Below are 23,370 nucleotides of genomic sequence, written 5' to 3'. Positions count from 1 at the left end.
TCGCCGGCGCGCCCTGGCGCAGTCTGCCGCCGGGGAGGGCGAAGACGGTCAGCCGCAGCCGCTGGCCCAAGACGGTCAGTCGCAGCCGCAGCCGCTGCCCGTCGCGACCGGCAGCGGCTCCGGCGCGCCGACCCTCGGCAGGCCCAGCATGACGCCGGCCGGCTTGGCGGCCTCGGCGGCGTTGCGCTTCTCCCAGGCGTCGCCCGCGCGCGTGCGGCGCACGGAGAGGACGGGCCCCTCGGCGAGGAGGTGGTGCGGGGCGGCGTACGTCACCTCGACCGTGACCACGTCACCGGGGCGCACCTGCTGCTCCGGCTTGGTGAAGTGGACCAGGCGGTTGTCGGGGGCGCGGCCGGAGAGGCGGTGCGTGGCGCCGTCCTTGCGGCCCTCGCCCTCGGCGACCATCAGCTCCAGCGTGCGGCCGACCTGCTTCTTGTTCTCCTCCCAGGAGATCTCCTCCTGGAGGGCGACCAGCCGCTCGTAGCGCGCCTGGACGACCTCCTTGGGGATCTGGTTCTCCATGGTGGCGGCCGGGGTCCCCGGCCGCTTGGAGTACTGGAAGGTGAACGCCTGCGCGAACCGGGCCTCGCGGACCACGTGCAGGGTCTGCTCGAAGTCCTCCTCGGTCTCGCCGGGGAAGCCCACGATGATGTCGGTGGTGATCGCGGCGTGCGGGATGGCGGCCCGGACCTTCTCGATGATCCCGAGGTAGCGCTCCTGGCGGTAGGAGCGGCGCATCGCCTTCAGCACGGTGTCGGAACCGGACTGCAGCGGCATGTGCAGCTGCGGCATCACGTTCGGGGTCTCGGCCATGGCGGCGATCACGTCGTCGGTGAAGTCGCGCGGGTGCGGGGAGGTGAAGCGGACCCGCTCCAGGCCCTCGATGGTGCCGCAGGCGCGCAGCAGCTTGCTGAAGGCCTCGCGGTCGCCGATGTCGGAGCCGTAGGCGTTGACGTTCTGGCCGAGCAGCGTGATCTCGGAGACGCCCTCGGCGACCAGCGCCTCGACCTCGGCGAGGATGTCGCCGGGCCGGCGGTCCTTCTCCTTGCCGCGCAGGGCCGGGACGATACAGAAGGTGCAGGTGTTGTTGCAGCCGACGGAGATCGACACCCAGGCCGCGTACGCGCTCTCGCGCCGCGTCGGCAGCGTCGACGGGAACGCCTCCAGCGACTCGGCGATCTCGACCTGCGCCTCCTCCTGCACCCGGGCGCGCTCCAGCAGGACGGGCAGCTTGCCGATGTTGTGCGTGCCGAAGACGACGTCCACCCAGGGCGCCTTCTTCACGATGGTGTCGCGGTCCTTCTGCGCCAGGCAGCCGCCGACCGCGATCTGCATGCCGGGCCGCGAGGCCTTCTTCGGGGCGAGCCGGCCGAGGTTGCCGTACAGCCGGTTGTCGGCGTTCTCCCGCACGGCGCAGGTGTTGAACACGACCACGTCGGCGTCCCCGTCCGACCCCTCGGGGGCGCGTACGTATCCGGCGTCTTCCAGCAGGCCGGCCAATCGCTCCGAATCGTGGACGTTCATCTGGCACCCGTAGGTGCGGATCTCGTAGCTCTTGGGTGCGGGCACGTCCACTGCGGGGCTCCGGTCGCTGCTGCTGGTCATGCGTCAAGGGTAGGCGCTGCCGGAAGGGCCCCGTCCCGCCTCCCCGGCCTCGCCGGGCGCACACTGGTAGCAGAAGGCCATGCGTCATGAGCTGCACATGGAGGTACGCCATGAGCACCCTCGAACTGCATGTCGACGTGGACGTCCCGATCGACGCGGCCTGGGATTCCCTGCACCGGCTGGAGAACTACCCGCGCTTCGTGCAAGGAGTGCGGGGCGCCCGTACGGAGGCCGGGGGCCGAGCACATCTGGAGGTCGAGGCGGGCGGCCGTTCCCGTGAGGTCGAGGCCGAGGTGACCGACCGCGGGGAACACGTGATGGAGTGGCTCACCAGGAGCGCCCCTGAGCTGACGGGCTCCTTCTCGGTCCAGCCGATCGACCGGGACCACACCCGGATCCAGGCCCGGGTGGAGTACGACCCCGAGACCGTCCGGAGCGCCTTCGGCGGCCCCAGGGGGTTCGCCCAGACCAACGCGATCCAGCGGCTCGTCCGCAGCGATCTGGAGCACTTCAAGGAGTACGTGGAGCGCGGGTGAGCCGCCGGACACAGTAGCCGGAGCGGCCGGTCAGGCCTCCATCACGGCGGCGCAGTCCGGGCAGACCAGCGAGGCGTGTTCCTCCGGGTACCAGGGCGCTCCCGGGCCTTCGGAGGGCGCACCGGCCGTCTCCATGGCGAAGGTGTCCTTGCCGCACAGGGTCCGCGGCCCCGCGGTCGTGCGCGACCCGGGAGCGGCCGGAGCCGCGTGCACCCTGCGGACGCGCCGTTCCACGCCGGTGCGCTGCGCTGCGGAGCGCGTGGCCGCCGGGTTGTCGAGTTCGTAGACGACGATCTCGCTCATGCCTCCACGGTAGGCGCCCGCACCGTCGGGGGCGCGAGGTGGTGAGCCGGTCCGTGCACGCCGTACCCGGAGCACCGGACGATCTCGTGCGGGCCCTGCTGGCCGCCGGGATCGCGGACGAGCGGCTGCTCGAAGCCGTACGGGCGACGCCCCGGGCTGCGTTCGTCCCGGCCGGCGAGCGGGCCGCCGCCTACCAGGACGTGCCCGTCCCGATCGGCGAGGGTCAGGTCACCACGCAGCCCTCGCTGTCCGCCCTGATGATCGAGGCCCTCTCGCTGAGCGGGGCGGAGCACGTCCTGGAGGTCGGTACGGGCCTCGGTTTCCAGACCGCGCTGCTCGCGCGGCTGGCCGCCGACGTGGTCAGCGTCGAGATACGCCCGGACCTGGCCCGCCGGGCGGGCGAGAACCTTGCGCGTCACGGTGTGCGGAACGTGGACCTGCGGGTCGGCGACGGCAGCGGCGGCATGCCGGACCGCGGGCCCTACGACGCCGTCCTCGTCTCGGCGGCGTTCCCCGAGGTGCCCGCGCCGCTGGCCGCGCAGGTGCGGCCGGGTGGCCGCCTGGTGCAGCCGGTCGGGCCGGGCGGGCACGAGCAGGTCGTGTGCTTCGCGCGCACCCCGTCCGGGCTGGCGCGGCTGCGGGTGGTGACCGGGGCCTGCTTCGTCCGGCTGCGGGGGCGGTACGGCTTCCCTCCGGAGGAGGCGGAGTGACGCGCAGGACTACGGGGGCCTGCGGCTCGGCCTTCCCGGCCGCGGCTCACTCGTCCGATACGCGTACGACCGCGAGCGTGATGTTGTCCGGGCCGCCCGCCTCGATGGCGGCCTTCCACAGCTCGAAGGCCGCCCGGCCGTCGTCGCGCTCGCGCATCACCTCGTCGAGGACGTCCGTCGGCACCGGATCGGTCAGGCCGTCGGTGCAGACGAGATAGCGGGCGCCCGGCGCGAGCGACTCGGTGGCCACATGGGGGCGGACGGGGCGGTAGGAGGGGCTGCCGCCCAGGCACTGGGTGACGATCGACGTGGTGCGCTGCCCGGGTTCGAGCGGCGGGCTGTCGTCGACGCTCACCTGGCGCAGCCCGTCGCCGGACGCCGCGAAGACCCGGCTGTCGCCCACGTTGAACACCAGCAGCGAGTCCGGCTGGACGACGAGGCCGGCGACCGTCGTGCCCATGGCCGCGAGCTCGCCCGGCTCGTCGCCTCCGGCGGCCTCGTACACGGCGCGGTTGCAGGCGCTCAAGGTGTCGCGCAGGGTGTCCTCGCTGCTCAGGGCGGGGCCGACGGCCGCGATCCGGCGGGCGACCAGGGCGCTGGCCACGTCGCCGCCGGGATGCCCGCCGAGGCCGTCGGCGACGGCGACGACCAGGGGCGTGCCGAGCGGGAAGACGAAGGTCTGCGGACTCTCCGTCACCGTGGCGCACAGCGTCCACGGCCCGGCCACCAGACTGTCCTCGTTGCGTTCGCGGAGCAGCCCGGGATGGCTCAGCGCACTCACCGCCACATACCGCATGCAACGCACCGTCCTGTGAGAGCCGGCAGCCGCCGTGGGGCGCCGGTCGCCGCCGGTGTACGGGTCCAGGGTAGGCATCGTCCGCGTCCGGAAACCCGGTGGATGCGGCGGGCCCGCCGCATCTAGGGTCGCGGGATGACCACTCGCACATTCCGGATCACCGTCCGCGGCACCTTCGACGGGCTCACCGACGCCCAGCGGGCCGCGCTGCTGGCCGACGCCGCCGAGCACGACACGCTGCGTGCCGCGTTCACGCCCGAGGGCACCCTCACCTACGACATCGCCGCCCGGCCGGCGTTCGTCTTCCGCTTCTCCGACACCGGCGAGGAAGAGGAGGACATCCTGGAGGCCACCGAGCAGGCCGAGGCGGCCGCGAAGGCCTGGCTGACCGAGCGCGGCTACGGCTTCAAGCACCTCCGCTGCACCGCCGAGGACCTCTCCCAGGCGCCGATGGGCAAGCGGCAGCGGCGCGCGGCCCGTTCGAACGGGGCATAAACTTGACTACTCAAGGACATGGCAAGCAAGTGCGGGCCCGCATGGGCGGTGAGCTGCGGCGATGAGCGACACCCTGGACGCGGTCCTGCGGCTGGTACGGGCCCAGGCGGCGCTCGTACGGCGCTTCGACTCCCGGCTGAGCGGCCTGCACGGCGTCAGCCTCGCCGACTTCACCCTGCTGCTGCGCCTGTCGCAGGCGCCCGGCGGACGGATGCGCCGCGTCGACCTCGCCGAGGCACTGGGCATGACGGCCTCCGGGGTCACGCGTGGGCTGGCGCCGCTGGAGCGGATCGGACTGGTGACCCGCGAGCCGGACGCCCGGGACGCGCGCGTGGCCTACGCGTCGCTGACCGCGACGGGCCGCCGGCGGCTGCGGGAGATGACCGCCACGGCCGAGGAGACCGCCTCCGAGATCTTCACCGCCCCGGTGTGGAACGGCGAGACCCTCACCCAGCTGTCGACCCTGCTCACCCGGCTCGGCGGCACCGGCCTGACCGGCGACTGACCCTCGGCACGCGCCGACGCTCGGACGCGCCGGCCCTCGGCATGCGACGCGGCGCATCCGTCCGCCTAGGCGCTCGTCCGCTGCTGGGCGCTCGTCCGGGAAGAGCCGTCCTGCGCCGCCGGTAGCCAGCCCTGGCGGCGCAGTACGGCCGACACATCCGGCGCGCGGTAGTGCTCGCCCTTGAGCACCTTGCCGTCGGCCCGGCGGGCGACCTGTCCGTCCGGGCCGAGCTTGCTCATGTTGGCGCGGTGGATCTCGGCGATCACCTCATCGAGGTCGATGCCGTGCACCAGCGCGGTGCCGTACGCCACGTAGACCACGTCCGCGAGTTCGTGCGCGAGTCTGTCCAGCGGGCCGTGGGCCGCGACCTCGGCGACCTCCGCGGCCTCCTCGGCGAGCAGCTCCCCGCGGTGCGCGGCCAGTTCGAGGTCCACCTCCGTCGGCGTACTGCGGGCGTCCAGGCCGAAGGCGTGGTGGAACTCTCGGACGAGGTCGGCGGGCGAAGTGCTCATGCGACGACTGTAACGGCGGCCACTGACAGTGCCCGCCGTCCTTCTCACGGGGCCGCCCCGAGCGGTCCGGGCACCGGCCCCGCGTGACCTCGGCCCTGGTCAGGGTCGCGCCCGGCCTGGCAGGATCGCCGCATGTCCAAGGTCTTCCCCCGTCTCGGCAGGCGCCGGGCGCTGCCGGCCGCGGCCGCCGGCGCCGTGGTGCTCGGCCTGCTGCTGTGGTGGCTGCTGCCGCTGGGCGAGAAGCCGCCGAGCGGGACGATCGTCTTCAGCACGGGCACGCCCCGGGGGGTCTACCAGGAGTACGGCGAGCGGCTGCGCGCCGAGTTCGCCAAGGACATGCCCGATCTGAAGGTGAAGCTGCTGAACAGCGCCGGCTCGCAGGAGAACGTGCAGCGGGTGGCGACCGGCAGGGCCGACTTCACCATCGCGGCGGCCGACGCGGTGGAGGAGTACGAGCTGGCGCACGGCAGCGGCGCCGGGCGGCTGCGCGGAGTGGCCCGGCTCTACGACGACTACGTGCACCTCATCGTGCGCAGCGACTCGGGCATCAGGAACATCGCGGATCTGCGGCACAAGCGGGTGGCGATAGGGCTGCCCGACTCCGGGGTGCGGCTGATCGCCGACCGGGTGCTCAGGGCCTCCGGCATCGACCCGCGCAAGGACATCACGCCGTTCCCGGACGGCATCGACACCGGGCCGGACCGGTTGGAGCGGGGCGGGATCGACGCCTTCTTCTGGTCGGGCGGCCTGCCGACCAAGGGGCTCGTCGGGCTGGCCCGGAAGGGCGCCTTCAAGTTCGTGCCCATCGAGGGCGACGTCGTCACGCGGCTGCACGGCCAGGGCCAGGAGTCGCGTTACTACCGGGCCACCAACATCCCCGAGTCCGCCTACCCGGCCGTGCAACAGGGCAACGAGGTGCCGACGCTCGCGGTGTCCAACCTGCTGATGACCCGTACGGACGTGGACCCCCGGCTCACCGAGTGGGTGACCCGCACGGTGATCAAGAGCCGCGACGGCATCGGCGCCCACGTCCACTCCGCCCAGCTGGTCGACCTGCGCACCGCCATCTACACCGACCCCCTGCCCCTCCAGGAGGGCGCCCGCCGCTACTACCGCGAGGTGAAGCCTTAGCGACGCCGCACGCCGCGCCGCCGGTCCCGCGCCACGGAGCGGCACGCGGGACACGCCCAGTCCCCCCCCGCTCAGCTCTCCCCGTGTCTCGGGACCCTCACCGTCACCCGGAGCCCTCGCGGCTCGTGGTGGGCGTACTCGATCGAGCCGCCGCACGCCGTGAGAAGTGTGCGCACGATGGACAGGCCGAGGCCCGAGCCCTTGACGTTCTGGTGGCGGCCGCTGCGCCAGAAGCGGTCGCCCACGCGGGCGAGTTCCTCGTCGGTGAGGCCGGGACCGGTGTCGGTGACGACGACCGTGGAGGTGTCGCCGTCGGCGGTGACGGCGACCTCCACCGTGCCGTCTTCGGGGGTGAACTTCACGGCGTTGTCGATCACCGCGTCCAGGGCGCTGGACAGGGTGATCGGGTCCGCCCAGGCGGTGGTGGGCGGGCAGTCGCCGGTCAGTTGGACGCCCTTGGCCTCGGCGGCCGGCGCCCAGGCGGCGACCCGCTCCCCGGCGAGCGCGCCGATGTCGGTCACCTTCAGGTCCGCCTCGGCGTGCTCGGCCAGCGCCAGGTCGAGCAGGTCGTCGAGGACCTGCGCGAGGCGCTTGCCCTCGGTGCGGACTGAGGCGATCTCCTCGTTGTCCTCCGGGAGTTCGAGTGCCAGCAGTTCGATGCGCAGCAGCAGCGCCGAGAGCGGGTTGCGCAGCTGGTGCGAGGCGTCCGCGACGAAGGCGCGCTGCTGCTCCAGCACTTCCTCGACGTTGTCCGCCATCTCGTTGAACGAGCGGGCCAGCCGCCTGAGTTCCGGTGGTCCGCCGGCGACCGCGACCCGGGACTTCAGCCGTCCGGTGGCGATGTCGTGGGTGGTGGCGTCCAGGACCCGTACGGGACGCAACACCCACCCGGTCAGCCGCAGCGCCGCGCCCACGGCCAGCAGCATCGCCGCGATCTCACCGGCTCCGATGATCATCCAGCCGCGCAGGGTGCGGGAACGCATCTGCCCGGTGGGCGACTCGGTGACCACGACCGCCACGACGTCCCCGTCCCGGATCACCGGCGAGGCCACGACCAGCCGGCTGTGCTGCCAGGGCCACACCTGCCGGGGGTCATGGCTGCGCCGGCTGAGCAGCGCCTCCTCGAAGGCGTCCCGCACCTCCCCCGTCCGCGGTACGAACCAGTCGTCGGGGGCGTTGGCCATGGCGGAGCCGTTGCGGTAGAAGACGCCCGCGTGGATGCCGTAGACCTCGTAGTAGCTGGCGAGTTCGCTGCGCAGCGCCTCCAGCCGGTCGTCGGTGCCGGTGCGGCGCGATCCGCTGGGCCCGGCGGTCACGAACTGGGCGAGCGCCGCGAAGCGTGCCGTGTCGTCGATGCGGTCGACGACGACCTTCTGCTGCTGGGCGGCGGCCAGGCTGACGGCGAGCGGGACCCCGAGGGCGAGCAGGACCGCAGCCATCAGAACGATGAGCAGCGGCAGCAGACGTGCGCGCACCCGGCCCCGCTAGGCGGCCGGGGCGACGAGGCGGTAGCCGACGCCGCGTACGGTCTCGATCAGCGCGGGCATGCGCAGTTTGGCGCGCAGGGAGGCGACGTGCACCTCCAGGGTGCGGCCGGTGCCCTCCCAACTGGTGCGCCAGACCTCGCTGATGATCTGCTCGCGCCGGAAGACCACGCCGGGGCGCTGCGCGAGCAGGGCGAGCAGGTCGAACTCCTTGCGGGTCAGCTGGACGACCGCGCCGTCCACGGTGACCTGGCGCGTGGGCAGTTCGATGCGGACGGGGCCGAGGTGCAGGGAGCCGTCGCCGCCGGACGCCGGGTCCTCGTGCGCCGTACGCCTGCTGACGGCATGGATGCGGGCGAGCAGTTCCCCGGTGTCGTACGGCTTGACCACGTAGTCGTCGGCTCCCAGGTTGAGCCCGTGGATGCGGGAGCGGACGTCGGAGCGCGCGGTGACCATGATCACCGGCGTGCTGGTGCGTTTGCGGATCTTGCCGCAGACCTCGTAACCGTCCTGGTCGGGCAGCCCCAGATCGAGCAGGACCACGCCGAAGCCGTCGCTCTCGGGGACGAGCGCCTGCAGCGCCTCCTCGCCGCTGCGCGCGTGGGTGACCTCGAAACCGTGCCGGGCGAGGACGGCGGACAGCGCCGCTGCGACATGGTTGTCGTCCTCGACGAGCAGCAGTCTCATCCCGTCCCCCTTCGGTTCAGCGGTCGTACGGCCCGGGTTCGCGTGCTTCGGGTGGCGCACGCGCGCGTGCCCATGGCAGTGACGCCGATGGACAAGGACGGAGTCAAGAGCGTTCCGGTTGCCTTCGGCTTCCGTTATCCGGCCGATACGCACAGGGGGGACAACTGCTACGACACGTGTCCGATTGCTATCGGATCGTGATGCTCAGATCTCCCTCAGATGTGATGACGCAGGTCACAGCCGCTCATTACTGTCCTCCGAAACCGAGGAGGACGGAGCCCGAAAGCGATGACCAATGTATCGGTGACCAAGGAGGAAAGCGTGGTCACGTCCGACGAACTGGTCGTCCTGAAGAGCGTCAACAAGCACTTCGGCGCGTTGCACGTGCTCCAGGACATCGACCTGACGATCGCCCGCGGCGAGGTCGTCGTGGTCATCGGGCCCTCCGGGTCCGGGAAGTCGACACTGTGCCGCACCATCAACCGCCTGGAGACGATCGACTCGGGCACCATCACCATCGACGGCAAGCCCCTGCCGCAGGAGGGCAAGGAGCTGGCCCGGCTGCGGGCGGACGTCGGGATGGTCTTCCAGTCCTTCAACCTCTTCGCGCACAAGACCGTGCTCGAGAACGTGATGCTCGGCCAGCTCAAGGTCCGCAAGGCGGACAGGAAGCAGGCCGAGGAGAAGGCCCGGTCCCTGCTCGACCGGGTCGGTGTGGCCACGCAGGCCGACAAGTACCCCGCCCAGCTGTCCGGCGGCCAGCAGCAGCGCGTGGCCATCGCGCGGGCCCTGGCGATGGACCCGAAGGTCATGCTCTTCGACGAGCCGACCTCCGCCCTCGACCCCGAGATGATCAACGAGGTCCTCGAGGTCATGCAGCAGCTCGCCCGTGAGGGCATGACGATGGTCGTCGTCACCCACGAGATGGGCTTCGCGCGGTCGGCCGCCAACCGCGTGGTCTTCATGGCCGACGGCCGGATCGTCGAAGAGGCCGCGCCCGACCAGTTCTTCAGCAACCCGCGCAGCGACCGGGCCAAGGACTTCCTGTCCAAGATCCTGCACCACTGACGGTGCGCGGCCGCCCCGCGCGCGGGGCCGCCTTTTCCCACGGACCTCGTTCCTCACCACTCCTAAGGATGTTCAGCATGAAGCTCCGCAAGGTCACCGCCGCCTCGGCCGCCGTGCTCGCCCTCGCCGTGGGGGCCACCGCGTGCGGCGGCGGCAAGAAGGACGACAACGGCTCCTCCGGCGGCGGCCACAAGATCGCCATCGGTATCAAGTTCGACCAGCCGGGCATCGGCCAGAAGACCCCGCAGGGCTACGCGGGCTTCGACGTCGACGTGGCCACCTATGTCGCCAAGAAGCTCGGTTACTCGGCCGACCAGATCGAGTGGAAGGAGTCGAAGAGCGCCGACCGCGAGACCATGCTGCAGCGCGGTGACGTCGACTTCATCGCCGCCTCCTACTCGATCACCCCCGAGCGCCAGCAGAAGGTCGACTTCGCCGGCCCCTACCTGCTGGCCCACCAGGACGTGCTGGTCCGCGCGGACGACACCTCGATCAAGTCCCCGTCCGACCTGAACAACAAGAAGCTGTGTTCGGTCACCGGCTCGACCTCGGCGCAGAACGTGCACGACAAGCTGGCCCCCAAGGCCCAGCTCCAGGAGTACCCGACGTACTCGGCCTGCCTGACCGGCCTGCAGAACAAGGCGATCGACGCCCTGACGACGGACGACGCCATCCTCGCCGGTTACGCCGCCCAGGCCCAGTTCAAGGGCAAGTTCAAGCTCGGCGGCTTCAAGATGACCAACGAGAACTACGGCATCGGCGTCAAGAAGGGCAGCGACCTCAAGGCCAAGATCAACAAGGCGCTCCAGGACATGGTCGCCGACGGTTCCTGGCAGAAGGCCGTGGACAAGAACCTCGCCCCGGCCGGCTACAAGAACGAGCCCGCCCCGAAGATCGGCGAGATCAAGAGCTGAGGAAACGCCCGGCGGGTGCGCCGTCCGTGAGGGCGGCGCACCCGGGCATCCCTACACGCGGAAGCGCGGGAGATCGTGTTCGACTTTCTTGACAAGTACGACGTGCTGGGCGCCTTCTGGACGACGGTGCAGCTCACGCTGCTGTCGGCCGTGGGCTCCCTGGTCTGGGGCACCCTGCTGGCCGCCATGCGGGTGGGCCCGGTGCCCCTCATGCGCGGTTTCGGCACCGCCTACGTGAACACCGTGCGCAACATCCCGCTCACGGTGATCATCCTGTTCACCTCGCTCGGGCTGAACCAGACGCTGGGCATCACCCTGGGCGCGGACAAGTTCGAGACGATCAACTTCCGGCTGGCCGTGCTGGGACTGATCGTCTACACGTCGGCCTTCGTCTGCGAGGCGATCCGCTCCGGCATCAACACGGTGCCCGTCGGCCAGGCCGAGGCGGCCCGGGCCATCGGCCTGAGCTTCACCCAGGTGCTGTTCCTGGTCGTCCTCCCGCAGGCCTTCCGCGCGGCGGTCGGCCCGCTGACCAACGTGCTGATCGCGTTGACGAAGAACACGACCGTCGCGGCCGCGATCGGCGTGGCGGAAGCGGCGTACCTGATGAAGAAGATGGTGGAGAACGAGGCCCAGTTGCTCGCGATCTCCGCGGTCATCGCCTTCGGGTTCGTCTGCCTGACCCTGCCGACCGGCCTGATCCTCGGCTGGGTGGGCAAGAAGGTGGCGGTGAAGCGATGACCTCGGTCCTGTACGACGCCCAGGGCCCGCGCGCCAAGCGGCGCAACGTCCTGTACACGGCGGTCTTCCTGGTCACCCTCGCCGCCCTCGTGTGGTGGCTGTACACGTCCCTCGACGACAAGGGCCAGCTGGCCTGGGCCCTGTGGAAGCCGTTCTTCGGCTCGGAGGCCTACACGACGTACATCTGGCCGGGCCTGCAGAACACCTTGAAGGCGGCGGCCCTGGCGATGGTCATCGCGCTCCCGCTGGGCGCCGTCTTCGGCATCGCGCGGCTGTCGGACCACGTGTGGGTGCGGGTACCGGCGACGGTCGTGGTCGAGTTCTTCCGGGCGATTCCGGTGCTCGTCCTGATGATCTTCGGCAACGAGCTGTACAGCCAGTACACCAACGTCAGTTCGGACGACCGTCCGCTGTACGCGGTCGTCACCGGCCTGGTGCTGTACAACGCGTCGGTGCTCGCCGAGATCGTCCGCGCGGGCATCCTCGCCCTGCCGAAGGGCCAGTCCGAGGCGGCGATGGCGATCGGTCTGCGCAAGGGCCAGGTGATGCGGCTCATCCTGCTGCCGCAGGCGGTCACCGCGATGCTCCCGGCGATCGTCAGCCAGCTGGTGGTCGTCGTGAAGGACACCGCGCTCGGCGGCGCCGTCCTCACCTTCCCCGAACTGCTCGCGTCGGCGAACACGATGAGCGGCTACTACGGTGCCAACACCATCGCCTCGTTCACGGCGGTGGCCGTGATCTTCGTGGCCGTCAACTTCTCGCTGACCTCGTTCGCCAGCTGGCTCGAGGGCCGGCTGCGACGGCGCAAGAAGTCGACGGGGGCGGTGCTCGGTGCCGAGGACACCGTGGACATCGCGGGCCATGCGGGAGCGGGTACCGCCGCCTGACGCCCGCTCAGGCCCGAAAGCATGACCCGGAGGCAGTGGCATGATCGCCACTGCCTCCGGTCGCTTGACGCAAACTCTGCCAATGGGTTGCATACGTTTTGTGATCGTGCACCCCGCTCCACCTTCCTGTTCACTTGTCCCCGTCAGGGCGTCGTCACGGGCAGGGGGCACCGCGTCATGGACCCGGTGATCGTCGTCGGAGCGGGGCCGGTCGGGCTGGCGCTCGCTCTGGCGCTGGCCCGCCAGGACGTGCCGTGCGTCGTCCTGGACGAGGGCCCCGGCAAGGACGAACCCCGCCCGGCCCGCACCGTCGTACTGCGCGAGGACACCGCCGCCCTGCTGGAGCGGCTGACCGGGGTGGCGCTCGACGAGCACGGTGTGCGCTGGGCCGGATGGCGCTCGGTCCGGCGCAAGCAGGTCATGACCGAGATCGCCTTCGACGCGGACGATCCCGCGGCCCCGCTGCACATCGCCCAGCACACCGTCACCGGCGCCCTGCGCGCGGCCGTCGCCGACGAGCCCCTCGTCCGGCTGGCCGTGGACAGCCGTCTGGACGGGATCGAGCAGGAGCGTTCCGGCGTCACCGCGCACACCCGCGGCCCGAACGGAACCTGGTGGCGCGGCAGTTACCTGGTCGGCTGCGACGGTCCGCGCTCCACGGTGCGCAAGCTCGTGGACATCCGCTTCCCGGGCCGTACGGCGGTGGAGCGGCACGCGGTCGCCGCGCTGCGCACGGAACTTCCGTGGGAGGGTCGCGCGTTGCTCCATCGGATGCCGCCGTGGCGGCAGTCCGGGCCCTCGGCCGTGGAGGTGACCGCCCGCCCCCTCCCGGACGGGGTGTGGCGCCTGGACTGGCTGCTGCCGCCGGGCAAGGACCTGGTCACGCCCGAGATCCTGGTGGCCCGGATCCGCGAGACCCTCGCGGGCTGGACCGACGGCTCCACACCGGCGTACGACCTGCTCGACACCGGTGTGCACACGGTGCACCACCGGCTGGCGCGCCGGTGGCGCGTCGGCCGGGTCTTCCTCGCCGGGGACGCGGCCCACCTGCTGGGCGCGCTCGGCACCCAGGGGCTGGACGAGGGCCTGCGGGACGCCGACAACCTCGCCTGGAAGCTGGCCTCGGCCTGGCATCACGGCCCGCGCGAGGCGCTGCTGGACAGCTACCAGACCGAGCGGCGTGCGGTGATCGCCGCCCGGCTGCGCGCCGCCGACCAGGCGCTGCCGGTGCTGCGCGGCGGAGGCGGGCTGCGCCAGATCGTGCCGGGTGCGGCGCGGGGCCACGACGCGCTGCTGACGGACGGCCACCTGGGGCGCGGGCCGCTGGGTGCGCCGGGGGCGTACGCCTCCTCTCCGCTCGCGCCCGGGCATCTGGAGGGCGAGATCCCGGTCGGCACCCTGCCCGGCGAACCGGTCACCGACGTACGGGTGACCGCGGAGGATGGTTCCTTCGTCCAGTTGCGCGACCGGCTCGGCCGCGGCGCACTGCTCGTGGTCCTGATCGCGCCGGGCACGGGCGTGTGGGACCGCAAGCACTGGGTCTCGGCCGGAGTCATGCCCCGCCTCGCGGCGGCCGTGACCGCCCTGCCGTGCCCGGCCGAACTGCTGGTCGCCGAGAGCTACCCGGACGCGCCGGCGCACAGCGTGCTGCTGGTACGCCCCGACGGCCATCTGGTCACCGCCCTGAGCGGGGTCCGGCCGGCCGATCTGTACGCGGCGGCGGAGGCGGCGGTGGGCGGCGCGGCCAAGGAAGAGGCACGGGTCGCTTCCGGCGCCCGCTGATCCCGGGGGCCGTCACCCTCGGTCCACATGGTGACGGTGAGTTGACCGGAGTACACCGGCATGCTGTACTCCCGACCATGACCGACACCTGCGTGCGCCTGTGGCGGAGGGTCCACATGGACCTCGTCCGCTACGCGGGCTGCGTGTGTCGCCCGTCCTGCTGAATTCGCCTCCCCTTTCCTTTCCGGGCGCCTCGTGGCGCCCGTTCCGCGAACCCTCATCAGGCTTCAGGACGGTGTACGTGTCTGTCTCCCCTGCTTCCCTGTCCCCTGCCGTCGGCTCGGCGCCCACTCAGGCGGACCTCCTCGACTTCGTACGGCGAACGGCCGCCGACGCGGAGCTGATCGCCTCCCTTCCGCTCGACCCGGAGGGCCGCACCTGGGTGCGGCTGGAGGGGCCGGGCGGCAGCGAGGCGTGGCTGATCGGCTGGCCGCCCGGCACCGGCACCGGCTGGCACGACCACGCCGACTCGGTCGGCGCGTTCTTCACGGCCTCCGGCACGCTCAAGGAGAACTCGCTCGCCGCCCGGCTGCCGACCGACGGCTGGAAGACCCTCGAACTCACCGACGGTGTGGACCGCGAACGCCGGCTGGCCGCGGGCCAGGGCCGCGCCTTCGGCCGCCACCATGTCCACGAGGTCCTCAACGAGTCCCGCGACGAACACGCGATCTCCGTGCACGCCTACTATCCGCCCCTGCCGCGCATCCGGCGCTACAGTCGCACCGGGCAGGTGCTCCACCTCGAGCAGGTCGAACGGCCGGAGGACTGGCAGTGAGCGGCATCGGACAAGCACCGGTCGGCATCGACGAGCTGCTGGAGCAGGTACGCGCGGGCTACCGGCGCATCGAGGCGCGGGAGGCGTACGAGGCGGCGCGCACCGGTGAGGCGCTGCTCGTCGACATCCGGTACGCGGCCCTGCGCGAGCGGGACGGGCTGATCCCCGGCGCGCTCGTCGTCGAGCGCAACGAACTGGAGTGGCGCCTCGACCCCCGGGGCAGCCACCGCCTCCCCGAGGCCACCGGCCACGACCTGCGCGTGGTGGTGGTCTGCAACGAGGGGTACGCCTCCAGCCTCGCCGCCGTCTCCCTGCACCAACTGGGCCTGCACCGGGCGACCGACTTGGTGGGCGGCTTCCAGGCATGGCGGGCGGAAGGCCTGCCGGTGGAGCCGGCCACGCCCTGACCGAGATCCGGAGCCCCCGTGCACGGCACGGGGGCTGTACCCCCACCGCCAAGGGGTCCTCGCCGGCCCGGCGGGGTCCTGAACCCGCGCCGCCCGGAGGGTCAGAAGTCCCGTTCGAGGAACTCGGTGTCCTCGCCCTCTTCCTCCAGTGCCCGGCGGACGACGCGCAGCGCCATGCCCTCGGGGTAGCCCTTGCGGGCGAGCATCCCCGCTAGGCGGCGGAGCCGTTTGTCGCGGTCAAGGCCACGGGTGGCGCGCAGTTTGCGGGCCACGAGTTCGCGGGCCGTCGCCTCCTCCTGGTCGGAGTCGAGCTGGGAGACGGCCTCGTCGATCAGCGCCGAGTCGACCCCCTTGGTGCGCAGTTCCTGGACGAGCGCCCGGCGTGCGAGCCCCCGGCCGTGGTGCCGTGACTCCACCCAGGCGTCCGCGAACGCGCCGTCGTCGATCAGCCCGACCTCCTCGAACCGCGACAGCACCTCCTCGGCCACGTCCTCGGGGATCTCCCGCTTGCGCAGGGCGTCCGCGAGTTGCTTGCGGGTACGCGGGGTCCCGGTGAGCAGGCGCAGGCAGATCGCCCGTGCCCGCTCAGCCGGGTCCCCTGAAGACTCCCCCCGCTCGGCCCTCGACGAGGAAGGGGCGCCTTCGTCCTCACCGGGCGCGTCCCCGAAACCGCGCCGTCTCCGGCCGCGGGCCCGGCCGCCCCGCGGACCCGCGCCGCCGGACCCGCGGCCGGGCGAGTCGTCCCCGTACCCGTCGTCCCGGTGTCCGTCGTCACCGCCCGGCGCAAAGTCCGAGCGGCCCCCGGTGCCCCTCCCCCGTGGGGCACCGGGGGTGGCGTACTCGTACTCGGTCCAGTCGGTTCGTCGTGTCACGGGTCAGCTCTTGGCCGCGGCGGCCTTGGGCTTGGTGGCCTTGGCGGCCGCCGGGGCGGGCGCCGTCTTGGCGTCGTCGGCGGGCGCGGTGGTGACCGCCGCGTCCGTGCCCGGCTCGGCGGCGGGCTCCTCCGGCCGGACGCCGACGCCCAGCTTCTCCTTGATCTTCTTCTCGATCTCGTTGGCCAGGTCGGGGTTGTCCTTGAGGAAGTTGCGCGCGTTCTCCTTGCCCTGGCCGAGCTGGTCGCCCTCGTACGTGTACCAGGCGCCGGCCTTGCGGACGAAGCCGTGCTCCACGCCCATGTCGATCAGGCCGCCCTCGCGGCTGATGCCCTGGCCGTAGAGGATGTCGAACTCGGCCTGCTTGAAGGGCGGGGCGACCTTGTTCTTGACGACCTTGACGCGGGTGCGGTTGCCGACCGCCTCCGTGCCGTCCTTCAGGGTCTCGATGCGGCGGATGTCCAGGCGCACCGAGGCGTAGAACTTCAGCGCGCGGCCACCGGTGGTGGTCTCCGGCGAGCCGAACATCACGCCGACCTTCTCGCGCAGCTGGTTGATGAAGATCGCGGTGGTCTTGGACTGGTTGAGGGCACCGGTGATCTTCCGCAGGGCCTGGCTCATCAGACGGGCCTGGAGACCGACGTGGCTGTCGCCCATCTCGCCCTCGATCTCCGCGCGCGGGACGAGCGCGGCGACGGAGTCGATGACGATCAGGTCGAGGGCGCCGGAGCGGACCAGCATGTCCACGATCTCCAGGGCCTGCTCGCCGTTGTCGGGCTGGGAGAGGATCAGCTGGTCGATGTCGACGCCCAGCTTCTGGGCGTACTCGGGGTCTAGGGCGTGCTCGGCGTCCACGAAGGCGACGGTGCCGCCGGCCTTCTGGGCGTTGGCCACGGCGTGCAGGGTCAGCGTGGTCTTACCGGAGGACTCCGGGCCGTACACCTCGACGACACGGCCGCGCGGCAGGCCACCGACGCCGAGGGCGACGTCGAGTGCGGTCGACCCGGTCGGGATGACCTCGATGGGCTCCTTCGACCGCTCGCCCATGCGCATGACCGCGCCCTTGCCGAATTGCCGTTCAATCTGCGCGAGCGCGGCGTCGAGCGCCTTCTCGCGGTCGGTTCCTGCCATGGGTTCCACCCGGTTTGCTTGAGTCGATCGCTTCACGTCAAAGACGCTAACGCCTGCCACTGACAATGCGCCCCGACGCAGGCCTGGCCTGTGGATAACTATGGGACTCATCCCCGCAGAACGGGACGAAATCCTCCTCGAGACCCTCGCCTGAGCCTCCATAAGAATAGATGTTCGATTTTGGTGTCAAGCGCACCACGCGGCGCGCGGAACCGGTTCTTCACCGCCCGGCACCCCTGCTCCCGCGGCTACTCCCGGCGGCGTACGGCGGGTGCCTTCGGCCGGACGACGACCGCACGGGCCGGCCCGGGAAGCCTCGGCCCCATGGCCGATCCGCATACCGCCGACCGCCTCTGCCGTGCGACGGGACTGCTGCTCGTCCTGTCAGGTCTCGTGCACCTGGTGGTGTTCGCGGCCGACGGCGGCCCGTGGGACGGTCCCGTCTCCTGGCGCAAGCCCGTCACGTTCGGGCTCTCCTTCCGAGTGACGCTGATCGCGGTCGCCTGGGTCACGTCGTACCTGCGTGCCGGCGCACGGCTGCGTTCGGTGCTGCTGCTCGTCTTCACGGCCGACTGCGTGGTGGAGGTCGCCGGGATCACCCTCCAGGCATGGCGCCGGGTGCCCTCGCACCTGGACATGGAGACCCCCTTCGACACGATGGTGTCCATGACGCTCGCGGTGGGCGGCGGTGTGCTGGTCGTCCTGCTCACGGTCTTCGCCGTCGCGTCCTTCCGGCACCGGCCGGCGGGCCCGGCCGGCATGGTGCTCGCCGTCCGCTCCGGGTTCGCGATCCTGCTGGTGGCGCTGGCCTCGGGAGCGGCGATGATCGCGCGCGGGGTGGTGCTGACCAGGACCGGCCACCAGGAGGCCGCCTACCACTCGACGGCCCCGCTCAAGCCCCTGCACGGCGTCAGCCTGCACGCGGTGCTCGTCCTGCCCGCGCCGGCCCGGCTGCTCTCCCGCTCGCCCTGGAGCGAACGGACACGTCTGCGGATCGTGGCCACGGGAGTCGGCTGCTACGCGGCGGCGGTCGCCGTGGCGGGGCTGTGGGCGGTGCCGGCCTACCGGTGACAGGGGCGGGAGCGGTGGGCCCGCGCCGGCGGACGCCCGTCGTCACCGGCTGAGCCGTCCGCCCCCGGACGCCCCCGCCTACGGCGACGGGCACCGGCTGACGAGCGCCCCTCCTGCTACGACTCCTCCGGCTCGGGCCGCCCGGCTCGCGGCCGGCGTATCCGGGCCGGCACCCCGGAACCGCCGGCGCCCCGGCCGCGGTGGCCGTGCACGCGCGGGTCGTCCGTGACGGCGTACCGCTTCACATACGCGCCGAGGAACGCCTGGAGCGTGGCCACCGCCGGAATGGCGATCAGCGCGCCGACGGCGCCCAGCAGCGCGGTGCCCGCGATGACCGAGCCGAAGGCGACCGCGGGATGGATGTCGACGGTTCTTGCGGTCAGCTTGGGCTGGAGCATGTAGTTCTCGAACTGCTGGTAGACCACGACGAACACCAGCACCCACACCGCATACCAGGGGTCGACGGTGAACGCGATCAGCATCGGCAGCGCGCCCGCGAGGTAGGTGCCGATGGTCGGGATGAACTGCGAGACCAGGCCCACCCAGACGCCGAGCACGGGCGCGTACGGCACGCCCAGGGCCTGGAGCAGGATGTAGTGGGCGATGCCGGAGATGAGCGCCATCAGGCCGCGCGAGTACAGATAGCCGCCCGTCTTGTCGACGGCGATCTCCCAGGCGCGCAGCACCTCGGCCTGGCGCGCGGGCGGCAGGACGGAGCACAGGGCCCGGCGCAGCCGGGGGCCGTCGGCGGCGAAGTAGAACGAGAACAGCCCCACCGTCAGCAGCTGGAAGAGCCCGCCGAGCACCTGCGCGGAGACGTCGAGGACACCGGCGGCGCTGGTCTGCGCGTACCTGCGCAGCCAGTCGGAGTGGAGCAGCCCCTCCTGGACGTCCACGCGCCGCAGTTGCGTGTGGAAGGTCTCGTTGATCCAGTTGATGAGCGAGTCGAGGTAGGCCGGGAAACCCTCGACCATCTTGATGATCTGGCCGGCCAGCATGGAGCCGAGCAGGGTGACGAATCCGGCCGCGATGATCGCCAGTCCGAGGAAGACGAGGAAGGTGGCGAGTCCCCTGCGCATGCCGCGGGCGGCCATCCGGCTCACCGCGGGTTCGACCGCGAGGGCCAGGAAGAACGCGATCAACACGTTGATCAACAGTCCGGTCAGCTGGTGGAAGGCCCAGCTGCCGAGCTGGAACGCGGCGATCAGCGCGAGCGCGAGCACCATGGCGCGCGGCAGCCAGCGCGGCATGCGGGCGGCCACAGCGACGGGGCCGGGGGCCGGGGGCCGCTCGGGCGGGGTCGTGCCGGTCGATGCCGTGTCCCGGACGGACGGCTCGTTGTCCTCGTCGATGGATGCCACGGGCCAAGTCTCGCCCACGCCACCGACAACCCGCGCCCACCTGCGGTCTTCACGGCCGTTCAGTGCCACACGGTTGACCGCTTAACGAAAGAAAGGGACTTTTCCGGCTGCGCGGTGCGTGCCTCAGCGCCGCTCGCCCGGCACGTCCATGACCGCGCAGACCACGCGCCACACGTCCTTCGCGTCCCAGCCGGCCTCCAGTGCCTGGTGCACCGTGCGCCCGCCCAGCTCCGACATGACGTGATCACGTGCGAAGGTGTCGGCGTACCCGGGACCGAAGTGCTCCGCCATCCGCTGCCAGAAGACCGTCAACCGCATGACTCCAGTATCCCGCCCCTGAGGGTGGGCCCCGGCCGGGAGCGCTTGCCGAGACCGCTTTCCGCCCTACGGTCTGACGCATGTCCGAAACAGGAGCTTCCCCACTCCCCTCCACGCCCCCGGCGCGCTCCCCGCTCTTCCGCGCCGAGCAGTTCGTGTGGCTCAACGCGCGCGTGCTGGAGCAGCGCCTCTTCGCGCACCACTTCCTGCACGGCAGCCCGGACCCGGTGGAAGCGGCGCTGGACGCCTACCGCAACGAGGACGGCGGATACGGCCACGCGCTGGAGCCCGATCTGCGCGGCCCCGTGAGCCAGCCCCTGCACACCGCGCACGCGCTGGGGGTGCTGGACGCCATCGGACGCTGCGCCGGGCAACGGGTCGAGCGCGTGTGCCGCTACCTGACCGCGATCTCCACGGCCGACGGCGCCCTGCCGGCGATCCATCCCAGCCAGCGCGGCTATCCGGCGGCGCCGTTCGTCCCGGTCGTGGACGACCCGCCCAGCGACCTGCTCGCCACCGGGCCGGTGGTCGGGCTGCTGCACCGCAACGAGGTGTGGCACGCCTGGCTGTTCCGGGCCACCGACTTCTGCTGGCAGGCCGTGGAGTCCCTGGAGAAGTCCCACCCCTACGAGGTGGAGGCCGCCGTGGCCTTCCTGGACTCCGCTCCCGACCGCTCGCGGGCGGAGGCCGCAGCGGACCGGCTCGGCCGTCTGGTGCGCGAGCAGCGGCTCGCCGCCCTCGACCCGGAGAGGCTCGACGCGTTTCCGGTGGCGTCCGGTTACGCCCCGGGCGAGCACCACTTCCCGCACGACTTCGCCCGGACTCCGCAGTCGCTCGCGCGAGCGTGGTTCACGGACGACGAGATGGCGCGCTCCCTGGACCACCTCGCCGCCGAGCAGCAGGACGACGGCGGCTGGCCGGTCCGCTGGCGCCGGTGGGCGCCGGCCCCCGCGCTGGAGGCACGCTCCCTGGTGACGATCGAGGCGCTGCGCACCCTGCGGGCGCACGGCCGGTACGTGGGCTGAGCCGACGCCCTCACCCGTGAGCCGACCGCACCCGCCGGCCGCGCGGCCGACCGCGTGAGCCGGGGCGCCCTCACCCTCCGAGGGCACGCGCGCCCGCCGTCACCACCACGGCCGCCGCGACGACCAGCAGGAACGGCGCACGCAGCACCAGCGCCACGGCGGCCGCGCCCAGCCCGGCGACCCGTGCGTCCAGCACGAGCGCGTGCCCGTCGGCGAACGTCTGCTGCGCCGTGAGCGCGGCGAGGAGGGCGACGGGCAGCAGGGCGGCGAGCCGCCGCACGAAGGGCCGCTCCATGACGCCCGCGGGCACCAGCAGCCCGGCGAGCTTGACGGCGTAGCAGCCGAGCGCGGTCAGGCCGATCGCGATCCAGGTGTTCACCGTTCCTCCTCCCCCTCTGCGGGTCCGTCCGGTCCATCCAGTCCATCCGGCCTATCCGGCCTATCCGGGCGGTCCGGCGCTCGTGACGCGCCTCGTCCGGCGCGCGCCTCACGGCGTCCCTCGGCGAGGAGGGCGGCCGGCGCGGCCAGGGCAGCCACCAGGACGGGGACACCGGCCGGCAGGACGGGCAGCAGGCCGAGGCCCAGCAGGACCGCAAGGCCCGCGACGGCGCGTTCGGTGGTGGTCCGCAGCATGGGCGCGAGCAGTGCCAGGAACACGGCGGGCCCGGCCGCGTCCAGGCCCCACGCGCGCGTGTCGCCGATGGCCTTGGCGCCGAGCGCGCCGAGGAGCGTGGTGAGGTTCCACAGGGCGTACAGGGTGAGCCCGGTGACGGTGAAGCCGATGCGCCGGGCCCGGCGGGTCGGCTGGGCCAGGGTGACCGCCGTCGTCTCGTCGATCACCCACTGGGCGGCGAACGGCCGTACCGCGCGCGGGAGAGCGAGCAGGTGCGACAACCGCAGCCCGTAGAAGGCGTTGCGCACGCCGAGGAAGAAGGCGCCGGCGGCCGCCGTGAACGGATTGCCGCCGGCAGCCAGCGCCCCGACCAGGGCGAACTGGGAGGCGCCGGTGAAGACCAGGAGGCTGAGCGCGCAGGTCTGGAGAAGACCGAGTCCGCTGCCGGCCGAGGTCACCCCGAAGGCGAATCCGGACAGCCCCACGGCGACGCCGACCCCCAGCGCGTCCCGTACGACGGCCCGGTCGGGCTTGTGCGCGTCGTCCGTCGTCATGTCCGCGAGCAATGTCTGCTGTGCCACACGCGGCACGGTACGGGCGTGTCTCAGCCCGGGTCTTGTACGTTCTTGCGCCCGCCCTCGCCGGATGAGGTGCGCTCCCTCTGGTAGGCCCCAGGAGGCACGCCGACGATCCGGGTGAAGTGCCGGTTCAGATGGGGCTGGTCGGTGAAGCCGACGGCCACGGCCGCCTCGGCCGGGGGTGCCCCCGCATCCAGCAGCAGGCGCGCGCGGCGCACCCGGGCGTCGGTCAGCCAGGCGTGCGGCGGCATGCCGTAGCTGTCGCGGAACGCGCGCAGCAGGGCGAAGGGGCTGGTGCCGAGGTCGGCGGCCAGGCGTTCCAGGGTCGGAGGCCCGGCCATGCGTTCCTCGAGCACGGCACGCGCGCGTGCCGCGACACGGGCTCCCGCCGTGCGCACCGGCCGCTGCGGCAGCGGTCCGCCGTTCAGCCGCAGCAGCCTCGTCACGGCGACCCGCAGCAAGGTGTCGGCGGCCAGCGCGTTGCCCTCGTCGGCGGCGCGGAGGACCTGGTGGACCAGACGGACGGCGTAGGGATCGTCGAGGACGGGGCTGACGAAACCCGGTGTGCCCCGGATGCCGGTGGTCTCGGCCGCGATCGCGGCGACCACCTCGGGCGAGGGGTAGACGGCACCGTACCGCCAGCCCTCGGGGACACCGGCGCGGCCGGTGTGCGCGGTGTCCGGGTTGACGAGGGCGAGGGCTCCGGCGGGGACGTACACGTCGGAGCCGCGGTGCTGGAAGATCTCGACGCCATCGGCGATGGCCGCGATCACGAAGTGCTCGTGGGTGTGCCGCACGAAGGTCTTGCGGACATAGCGGGCCCGCAACAGGTCCACGCCCGGCAGGTCGTCGTACCGCCAGTGCCGCGCCCGCTCCACCGGCCGACGCCCCGCCACGCCGTCACCGACGCGCTCCGCGCCCGGCTGATCGTCGTACGACCGGTTCCGCCCGCGCCCCACCGGCCGGACCTCGGCCTCGGCCCCGGCCCCGCGGTTCCGCTCCTCGTCCCGGCCTGCTGCACCCGCCATGCGCCCATTCTCCGCCCGGGCGTCCGCCTGGCGCC

The 23,370-nt window shown here is 72.2% G+C and carries 28 protein-coding genes; 15 read left to right on the top strand and 13 right to left on the bottom strand.

Annotated elements, in window-relative coordinates; genetic code table 11:
- Positions 1 to 75 precede the first annotated feature (75 nt).
- Positions 76 to 1,605 carry a tRNA (N6-isopentenyl adenosine(37)-C2)-methylthiotransferase MiaB gene (miaB, locus tag ACGFZN_RS18260; protein WP_393859481.1) on the bottom strand — a complete coding sequence of 510 codons (1,530 nt, stop codon included), beginning with the start codon at positions 1,603 to 1,605 and terminating at the stop codon, positions 76 to 78.
- A 110-nt stretch (positions 1,606 to 1,715) separates the two neighbouring features.
- Here miaB and ACGFZN_RS18255 point away from each other — a divergent pair, with 110 nt between their 5' ends.
- Positions 1,716 to 2,141 (top strand): SRPBCC family protein, encoded by a 426-nt coding sequence (locus ACGFZN_RS18255; RefSeq protein ID WP_393859480.1) that lies wholly within the window; start codon positions 1,716 to 1,718, stop codon positions 2,139 to 2,141.
- A 30-nt stretch (positions 2,142 to 2,171) separates the two neighbouring features.
- Here ACGFZN_RS18255 and ACGFZN_RS18250 read toward each other — a convergent pair whose 3' ends face one another.
- A complete protein-coding gene (locus tag ACGFZN_RS18250; RefSeq protein WP_393859479.1) occupies positions 2,172 to 2,444 on the bottom strand; it encodes a hypothetical protein in 273 nt (90 codons plus the stop codon).
- A 53-nt stretch (positions 2,445 to 2,497) separates the two neighbouring features.
- Here ACGFZN_RS18250 and ACGFZN_RS18245 point away from each other — a divergent pair, with 53 nt between their 5' ends.
- Entirely contained in the window at positions 2,498 to 3,154 is a 657-nt protein-coding gene (locus tag ACGFZN_RS18245; protein ID WP_393859478.1) for a protein-L-isoaspartate(D-aspartate) O-methyltransferase, read from the top strand.
- A 46-nt stretch (positions 3,155 to 3,200) separates the two neighbouring features.
- Here the strand turns inward: ACGFZN_RS18245 and ACGFZN_RS18240 are convergent, their stop codons facing one another.
- The gene (locus tag ACGFZN_RS18240; RefSeq protein WP_393859477.1) at positions 3,201 to 3,950 is read right to left on the bottom strand and encodes a PP2C family protein-serine/threonine phosphatase; all 750 of its coding nucleotides are present in this window, start codon (positions 3,948 to 3,950) and stop codon (positions 3,201 to 3,203) included.
- A gap of 135 nt (positions 3,951 to 4,085) precedes the next feature.
- Here ACGFZN_RS18240 and ACGFZN_RS18235 point away from each other — a divergent pair, with 135 nt between their 5' ends.
- Together ACGFZN_RS18235 and ACGFZN_RS18230 are read left to right on the top strand one after the other, a co-directional pair.
- The gene (locus tag ACGFZN_RS18235; RefSeq protein ID WP_393859476.1) at positions 4,086 to 4,445 is read left to right on the top strand and encodes a DUF6204 family protein; all 360 of its coding nucleotides are present in this window, start codon (positions 4,086 to 4,088) and stop codon (positions 4,443 to 4,445) included.
- Between the two features lie 61 nt (positions 4,446 to 4,506).
- Positions 4,507 to 4,950, top strand: coding sequence for a MarR family winged helix-turn-helix transcriptional regulator (locus tag ACGFZN_RS18230; RefSeq protein ID WP_393859475.1), 444 nt, complete (start codon positions 4,507 to 4,509; stop codon positions 4,948 to 4,950).
- 65 nt (positions 4,951 to 5,015) lie between these two features.
- Here the strand turns inward: ACGFZN_RS18230 and ACGFZN_RS18225 are convergent, their stop codons facing one another.
- Entirely contained in the window at positions 5,016 to 5,462 is a 447-nt protein-coding gene (locus ACGFZN_RS18225; RefSeq protein ID WP_393859474.1) for a MazG nucleotide pyrophosphohydrolase domain-containing protein, read from the bottom strand.
- Positions 5,463 to 5,594: 132 nt separating this feature from the next.
- Here ACGFZN_RS18225 and ACGFZN_RS18220 point away from each other — a divergent pair, with 132 nt between their 5' ends.
- A complete protein-coding gene (locus ACGFZN_RS18220) occupies positions 5,595 to 6,593 on the top strand; it encodes a TAXI family TRAP transporter solute-binding subunit (RefSeq protein ID WP_393859473.1) in 999 nt (332 codons plus the stop codon).
- Between the two features lie 71 nt (positions 6,594 to 6,664).
- On the opposite strand, the gene ACGFZN_RS18215 is transcribed toward ACGFZN_RS18220, so the two are convergent.
- Positions 6,665 to 8,068, bottom strand: a complete 1,404-nt coding sequence (locus ACGFZN_RS18215) for an ATP-binding protein (RefSeq protein WP_393859472.1) — start codon at positions 8,066 to 8,068, stop codon at positions 6,665 to 6,667.
- A gap of 9 nt (positions 8,069 to 8,077) precedes the next feature.
- Positions 8,078 to 8,764 (bottom strand): response regulator transcription factor, encoded by a 687-nt coding sequence (locus ACGFZN_RS18210; RefSeq protein WP_393859471.1) that lies wholly within the window; start codon positions 8,762 to 8,764, stop codon positions 8,078 to 8,080.
- Positions 8,765 to 9,052: 288 nt separating this feature from the next.
- Here ACGFZN_RS18210 and ACGFZN_RS18205 point away from each other — a divergent pair, with 288 nt between their 5' ends.
- From ACGFZN_RS18205 to ACGFZN_RS18170, 8 genes are all read left to right on the top strand, one after another.
- Positions 9,053 to 9,832, top strand: coding sequence for an amino acid ABC transporter ATP-binding protein (locus ACGFZN_RS18205; RefSeq protein WP_393859470.1), 780 nt, complete (start codon positions 9,053 to 9,055; stop codon positions 9,830 to 9,832).
- A 77-nt stretch (positions 9,833 to 9,909) separates the two neighbouring features.
- Positions 9,910 to 10,746, top strand: a complete 837-nt coding sequence (locus tag ACGFZN_RS18200; RefSeq protein WP_393859469.1) for a glutamate ABC transporter substrate-binding protein — start codon at positions 9,910 to 9,912, stop codon at positions 10,744 to 10,746.
- A 75-nt stretch (positions 10,747 to 10,821) separates the two neighbouring features.
- Entirely contained in the window at positions 10,822 to 11,487 is a 666-nt protein-coding gene (locus tag ACGFZN_RS18195; protein WP_393859468.1) for an amino acid ABC transporter permease, read from the top strand.
- On the top strand, positions 11,484 to 12,374 hold the full coding sequence (locus ACGFZN_RS18190; protein WP_393859467.1) for an amino acid ABC transporter permease: 891 nt from the start codon (positions 11,484 to 11,486) through the stop codon (positions 12,372 to 12,374). Before ACGFZN_RS18195 ends, ACGFZN_RS18190 begins: the two co-directional genes overlap by 4 nt.
- Positions 12,375 to 12,551: 177 nt before the next feature.
- Entirely contained in the window at positions 12,552 to 14,156 is a 1,605-nt protein-coding gene (locus tag ACGFZN_RS18185) for an FAD-dependent monooxygenase (RefSeq protein WP_393859466.1), read from the top strand.
- A 77-nt stretch (positions 14,157 to 14,233) separates the two neighbouring features.
- On the top strand, positions 14,234 to 14,320 hold the full coding sequence (locus tag ACGFZN_RS18180; protein ID WP_313960178.1) for a putative leader peptide: 87 nt from the start codon (positions 14,234 to 14,236) through the stop codon (positions 14,318 to 14,320).
- Positions 14,321 to 14,397: 77 nt separating this feature from the next.
- The gene (locus tag ACGFZN_RS18175; protein ID WP_393859465.1) at positions 14,398 to 14,931 is read left to right on the top strand and encodes a cysteine dioxygenase; all 534 of its coding nucleotides are present in this window, start codon (positions 14,398 to 14,400) and stop codon (positions 14,929 to 14,931) included.
- A complete protein-coding gene (locus tag ACGFZN_RS18170) occupies positions 14,928 to 15,338 on the top strand; it encodes a rhodanese-like domain-containing protein (protein WP_393859464.1) in 411 nt (136 codons plus the stop codon). The genes ACGFZN_RS18175 and ACGFZN_RS18170 overlap by 4 nt, the downstream gene beginning before the upstream one ends.
- 101 nt (positions 15,339 to 15,439) lie before the next feature.
- On the opposite strand, the gene recX is transcribed toward ACGFZN_RS18170, so the two are convergent.
- Entirely contained in the window at positions 15,440 to 16,210 is a 771-nt protein-coding gene (recX, locus tag ACGFZN_RS18165) for a recombination regulator RecX (RefSeq protein WP_393859463.1), read from the bottom strand.
- Between the two features lie 3 nt (positions 16,211 to 16,213).
- The gene (gene recA / locus ACGFZN_RS18160; protein ID WP_393859462.1) at positions 16,214 to 17,341 is read right to left on the bottom strand and encodes a recombinase RecA; all 1,128 of its coding nucleotides are present in this window, start codon (positions 17,339 to 17,341) and stop codon (positions 16,214 to 16,216) included.
- Positions 17,342 to 17,665: 324 nt separating this feature from the next.
- Here recA and ACGFZN_RS18155 point away from each other — a divergent pair, with 324 nt between their 5' ends.
- Positions 17,666 to 18,412: a hypothetical protein gene (locus ACGFZN_RS18155; RefSeq protein WP_393859461.1), complete on the top strand. Its 747-nt coding sequence runs from the start codon at positions 17,666 to 17,668 to the stop codon at positions 18,410 to 18,412.
- A 116-nt stretch (positions 18,413 to 18,528) separates the two neighbouring features.
- Here the strand turns inward: ACGFZN_RS18155 and ACGFZN_RS18150 are convergent, their stop codons facing one another.
- Together ACGFZN_RS18150 and ACGFZN_RS18145 are read right to left on the bottom strand one after the other, a co-directional pair.
- Positions 18,529 to 19,773: an AI-2E family transporter gene (locus ACGFZN_RS18150; RefSeq protein WP_393859460.1), complete on the bottom strand. Its 1,245-nt coding sequence runs from the start codon at positions 19,771 to 19,773 to the stop codon at positions 18,529 to 18,531.
- Positions 19,774 to 19,896: 123 nt separating this feature from the next.
- Positions 19,897 to 20,091, bottom strand: coding sequence for a DUF3046 domain-containing protein (locus ACGFZN_RS18145; protein WP_330337439.1), 195 nt, complete (start codon positions 20,089 to 20,091; stop codon positions 19,897 to 19,899).
- An 80-nt stretch (positions 20,092 to 20,171) separates the two neighbouring features.
- On the opposite strand from ACGFZN_RS18145, the gene ACGFZN_RS18140 reads away from it, so the two are divergent.
- Positions 20,172 to 21,116 carry a hypothetical protein gene (locus ACGFZN_RS18140; RefSeq protein ID WP_393859459.1) on the top strand — a complete coding sequence of 315 codons (945 nt, stop codon included), beginning with the start codon at positions 20,172 to 20,174 and terminating at the stop codon, positions 21,114 to 21,116.
- A gap of 70 nt (positions 21,117 to 21,186) precedes the next feature.
- Here the strand turns inward: ACGFZN_RS18140 and ACGFZN_RS18135 are convergent, their stop codons facing one another.
- From ACGFZN_RS18135 to ACGFZN_RS18125, 3 genes are read right to left on the bottom strand one after another with little or no spacing between them, the layout of a single operon-like run.
- On the bottom strand, positions 21,187 to 21,495 hold the full coding sequence (locus tag ACGFZN_RS18135; RefSeq protein WP_330337441.1) for an AzlD domain-containing protein: 309 nt from the start codon (positions 21,493 to 21,495) through the stop codon (positions 21,187 to 21,189).
- The gene (locus tag ACGFZN_RS18130; RefSeq protein ID WP_393859807.1) at positions 21,492 to 22,283 is read right to left on the bottom strand and encodes an AzlC family ABC transporter permease; all 792 of its coding nucleotides are present in this window, start codon (positions 22,281 to 22,283) and stop codon (positions 21,492 to 21,494) included. Before ACGFZN_RS18130 ends, ACGFZN_RS18135 begins: the two co-directional genes overlap by 4 nt.
- A gap of 50 nt (positions 22,284 to 22,333) precedes the next feature.
- The gene (locus ACGFZN_RS18125) at positions 22,334 to 23,203 is read right to left on the bottom strand and encodes an AraC family transcriptional regulator (RefSeq protein WP_393859806.1); all 870 of its coding nucleotides are present in this window, start codon (positions 23,201 to 23,203) and stop codon (positions 22,334 to 22,336) included.
- Positions 23,204 to 23,370: the final 167 nt, after the last annotated feature.

Source organism: Streptomyces sp. NPDC048192, from assembly GCF_043202415.1.
GTDB lineage: Bacteria > Actinomycetota > Actinomycetes > Streptomycetales > Streptomycetaceae > Streptomyces.
Note: the sequence above shows the minus strand (reverse complement) of the source record. Positions and strands in the feature narration are given on the sequence as shown.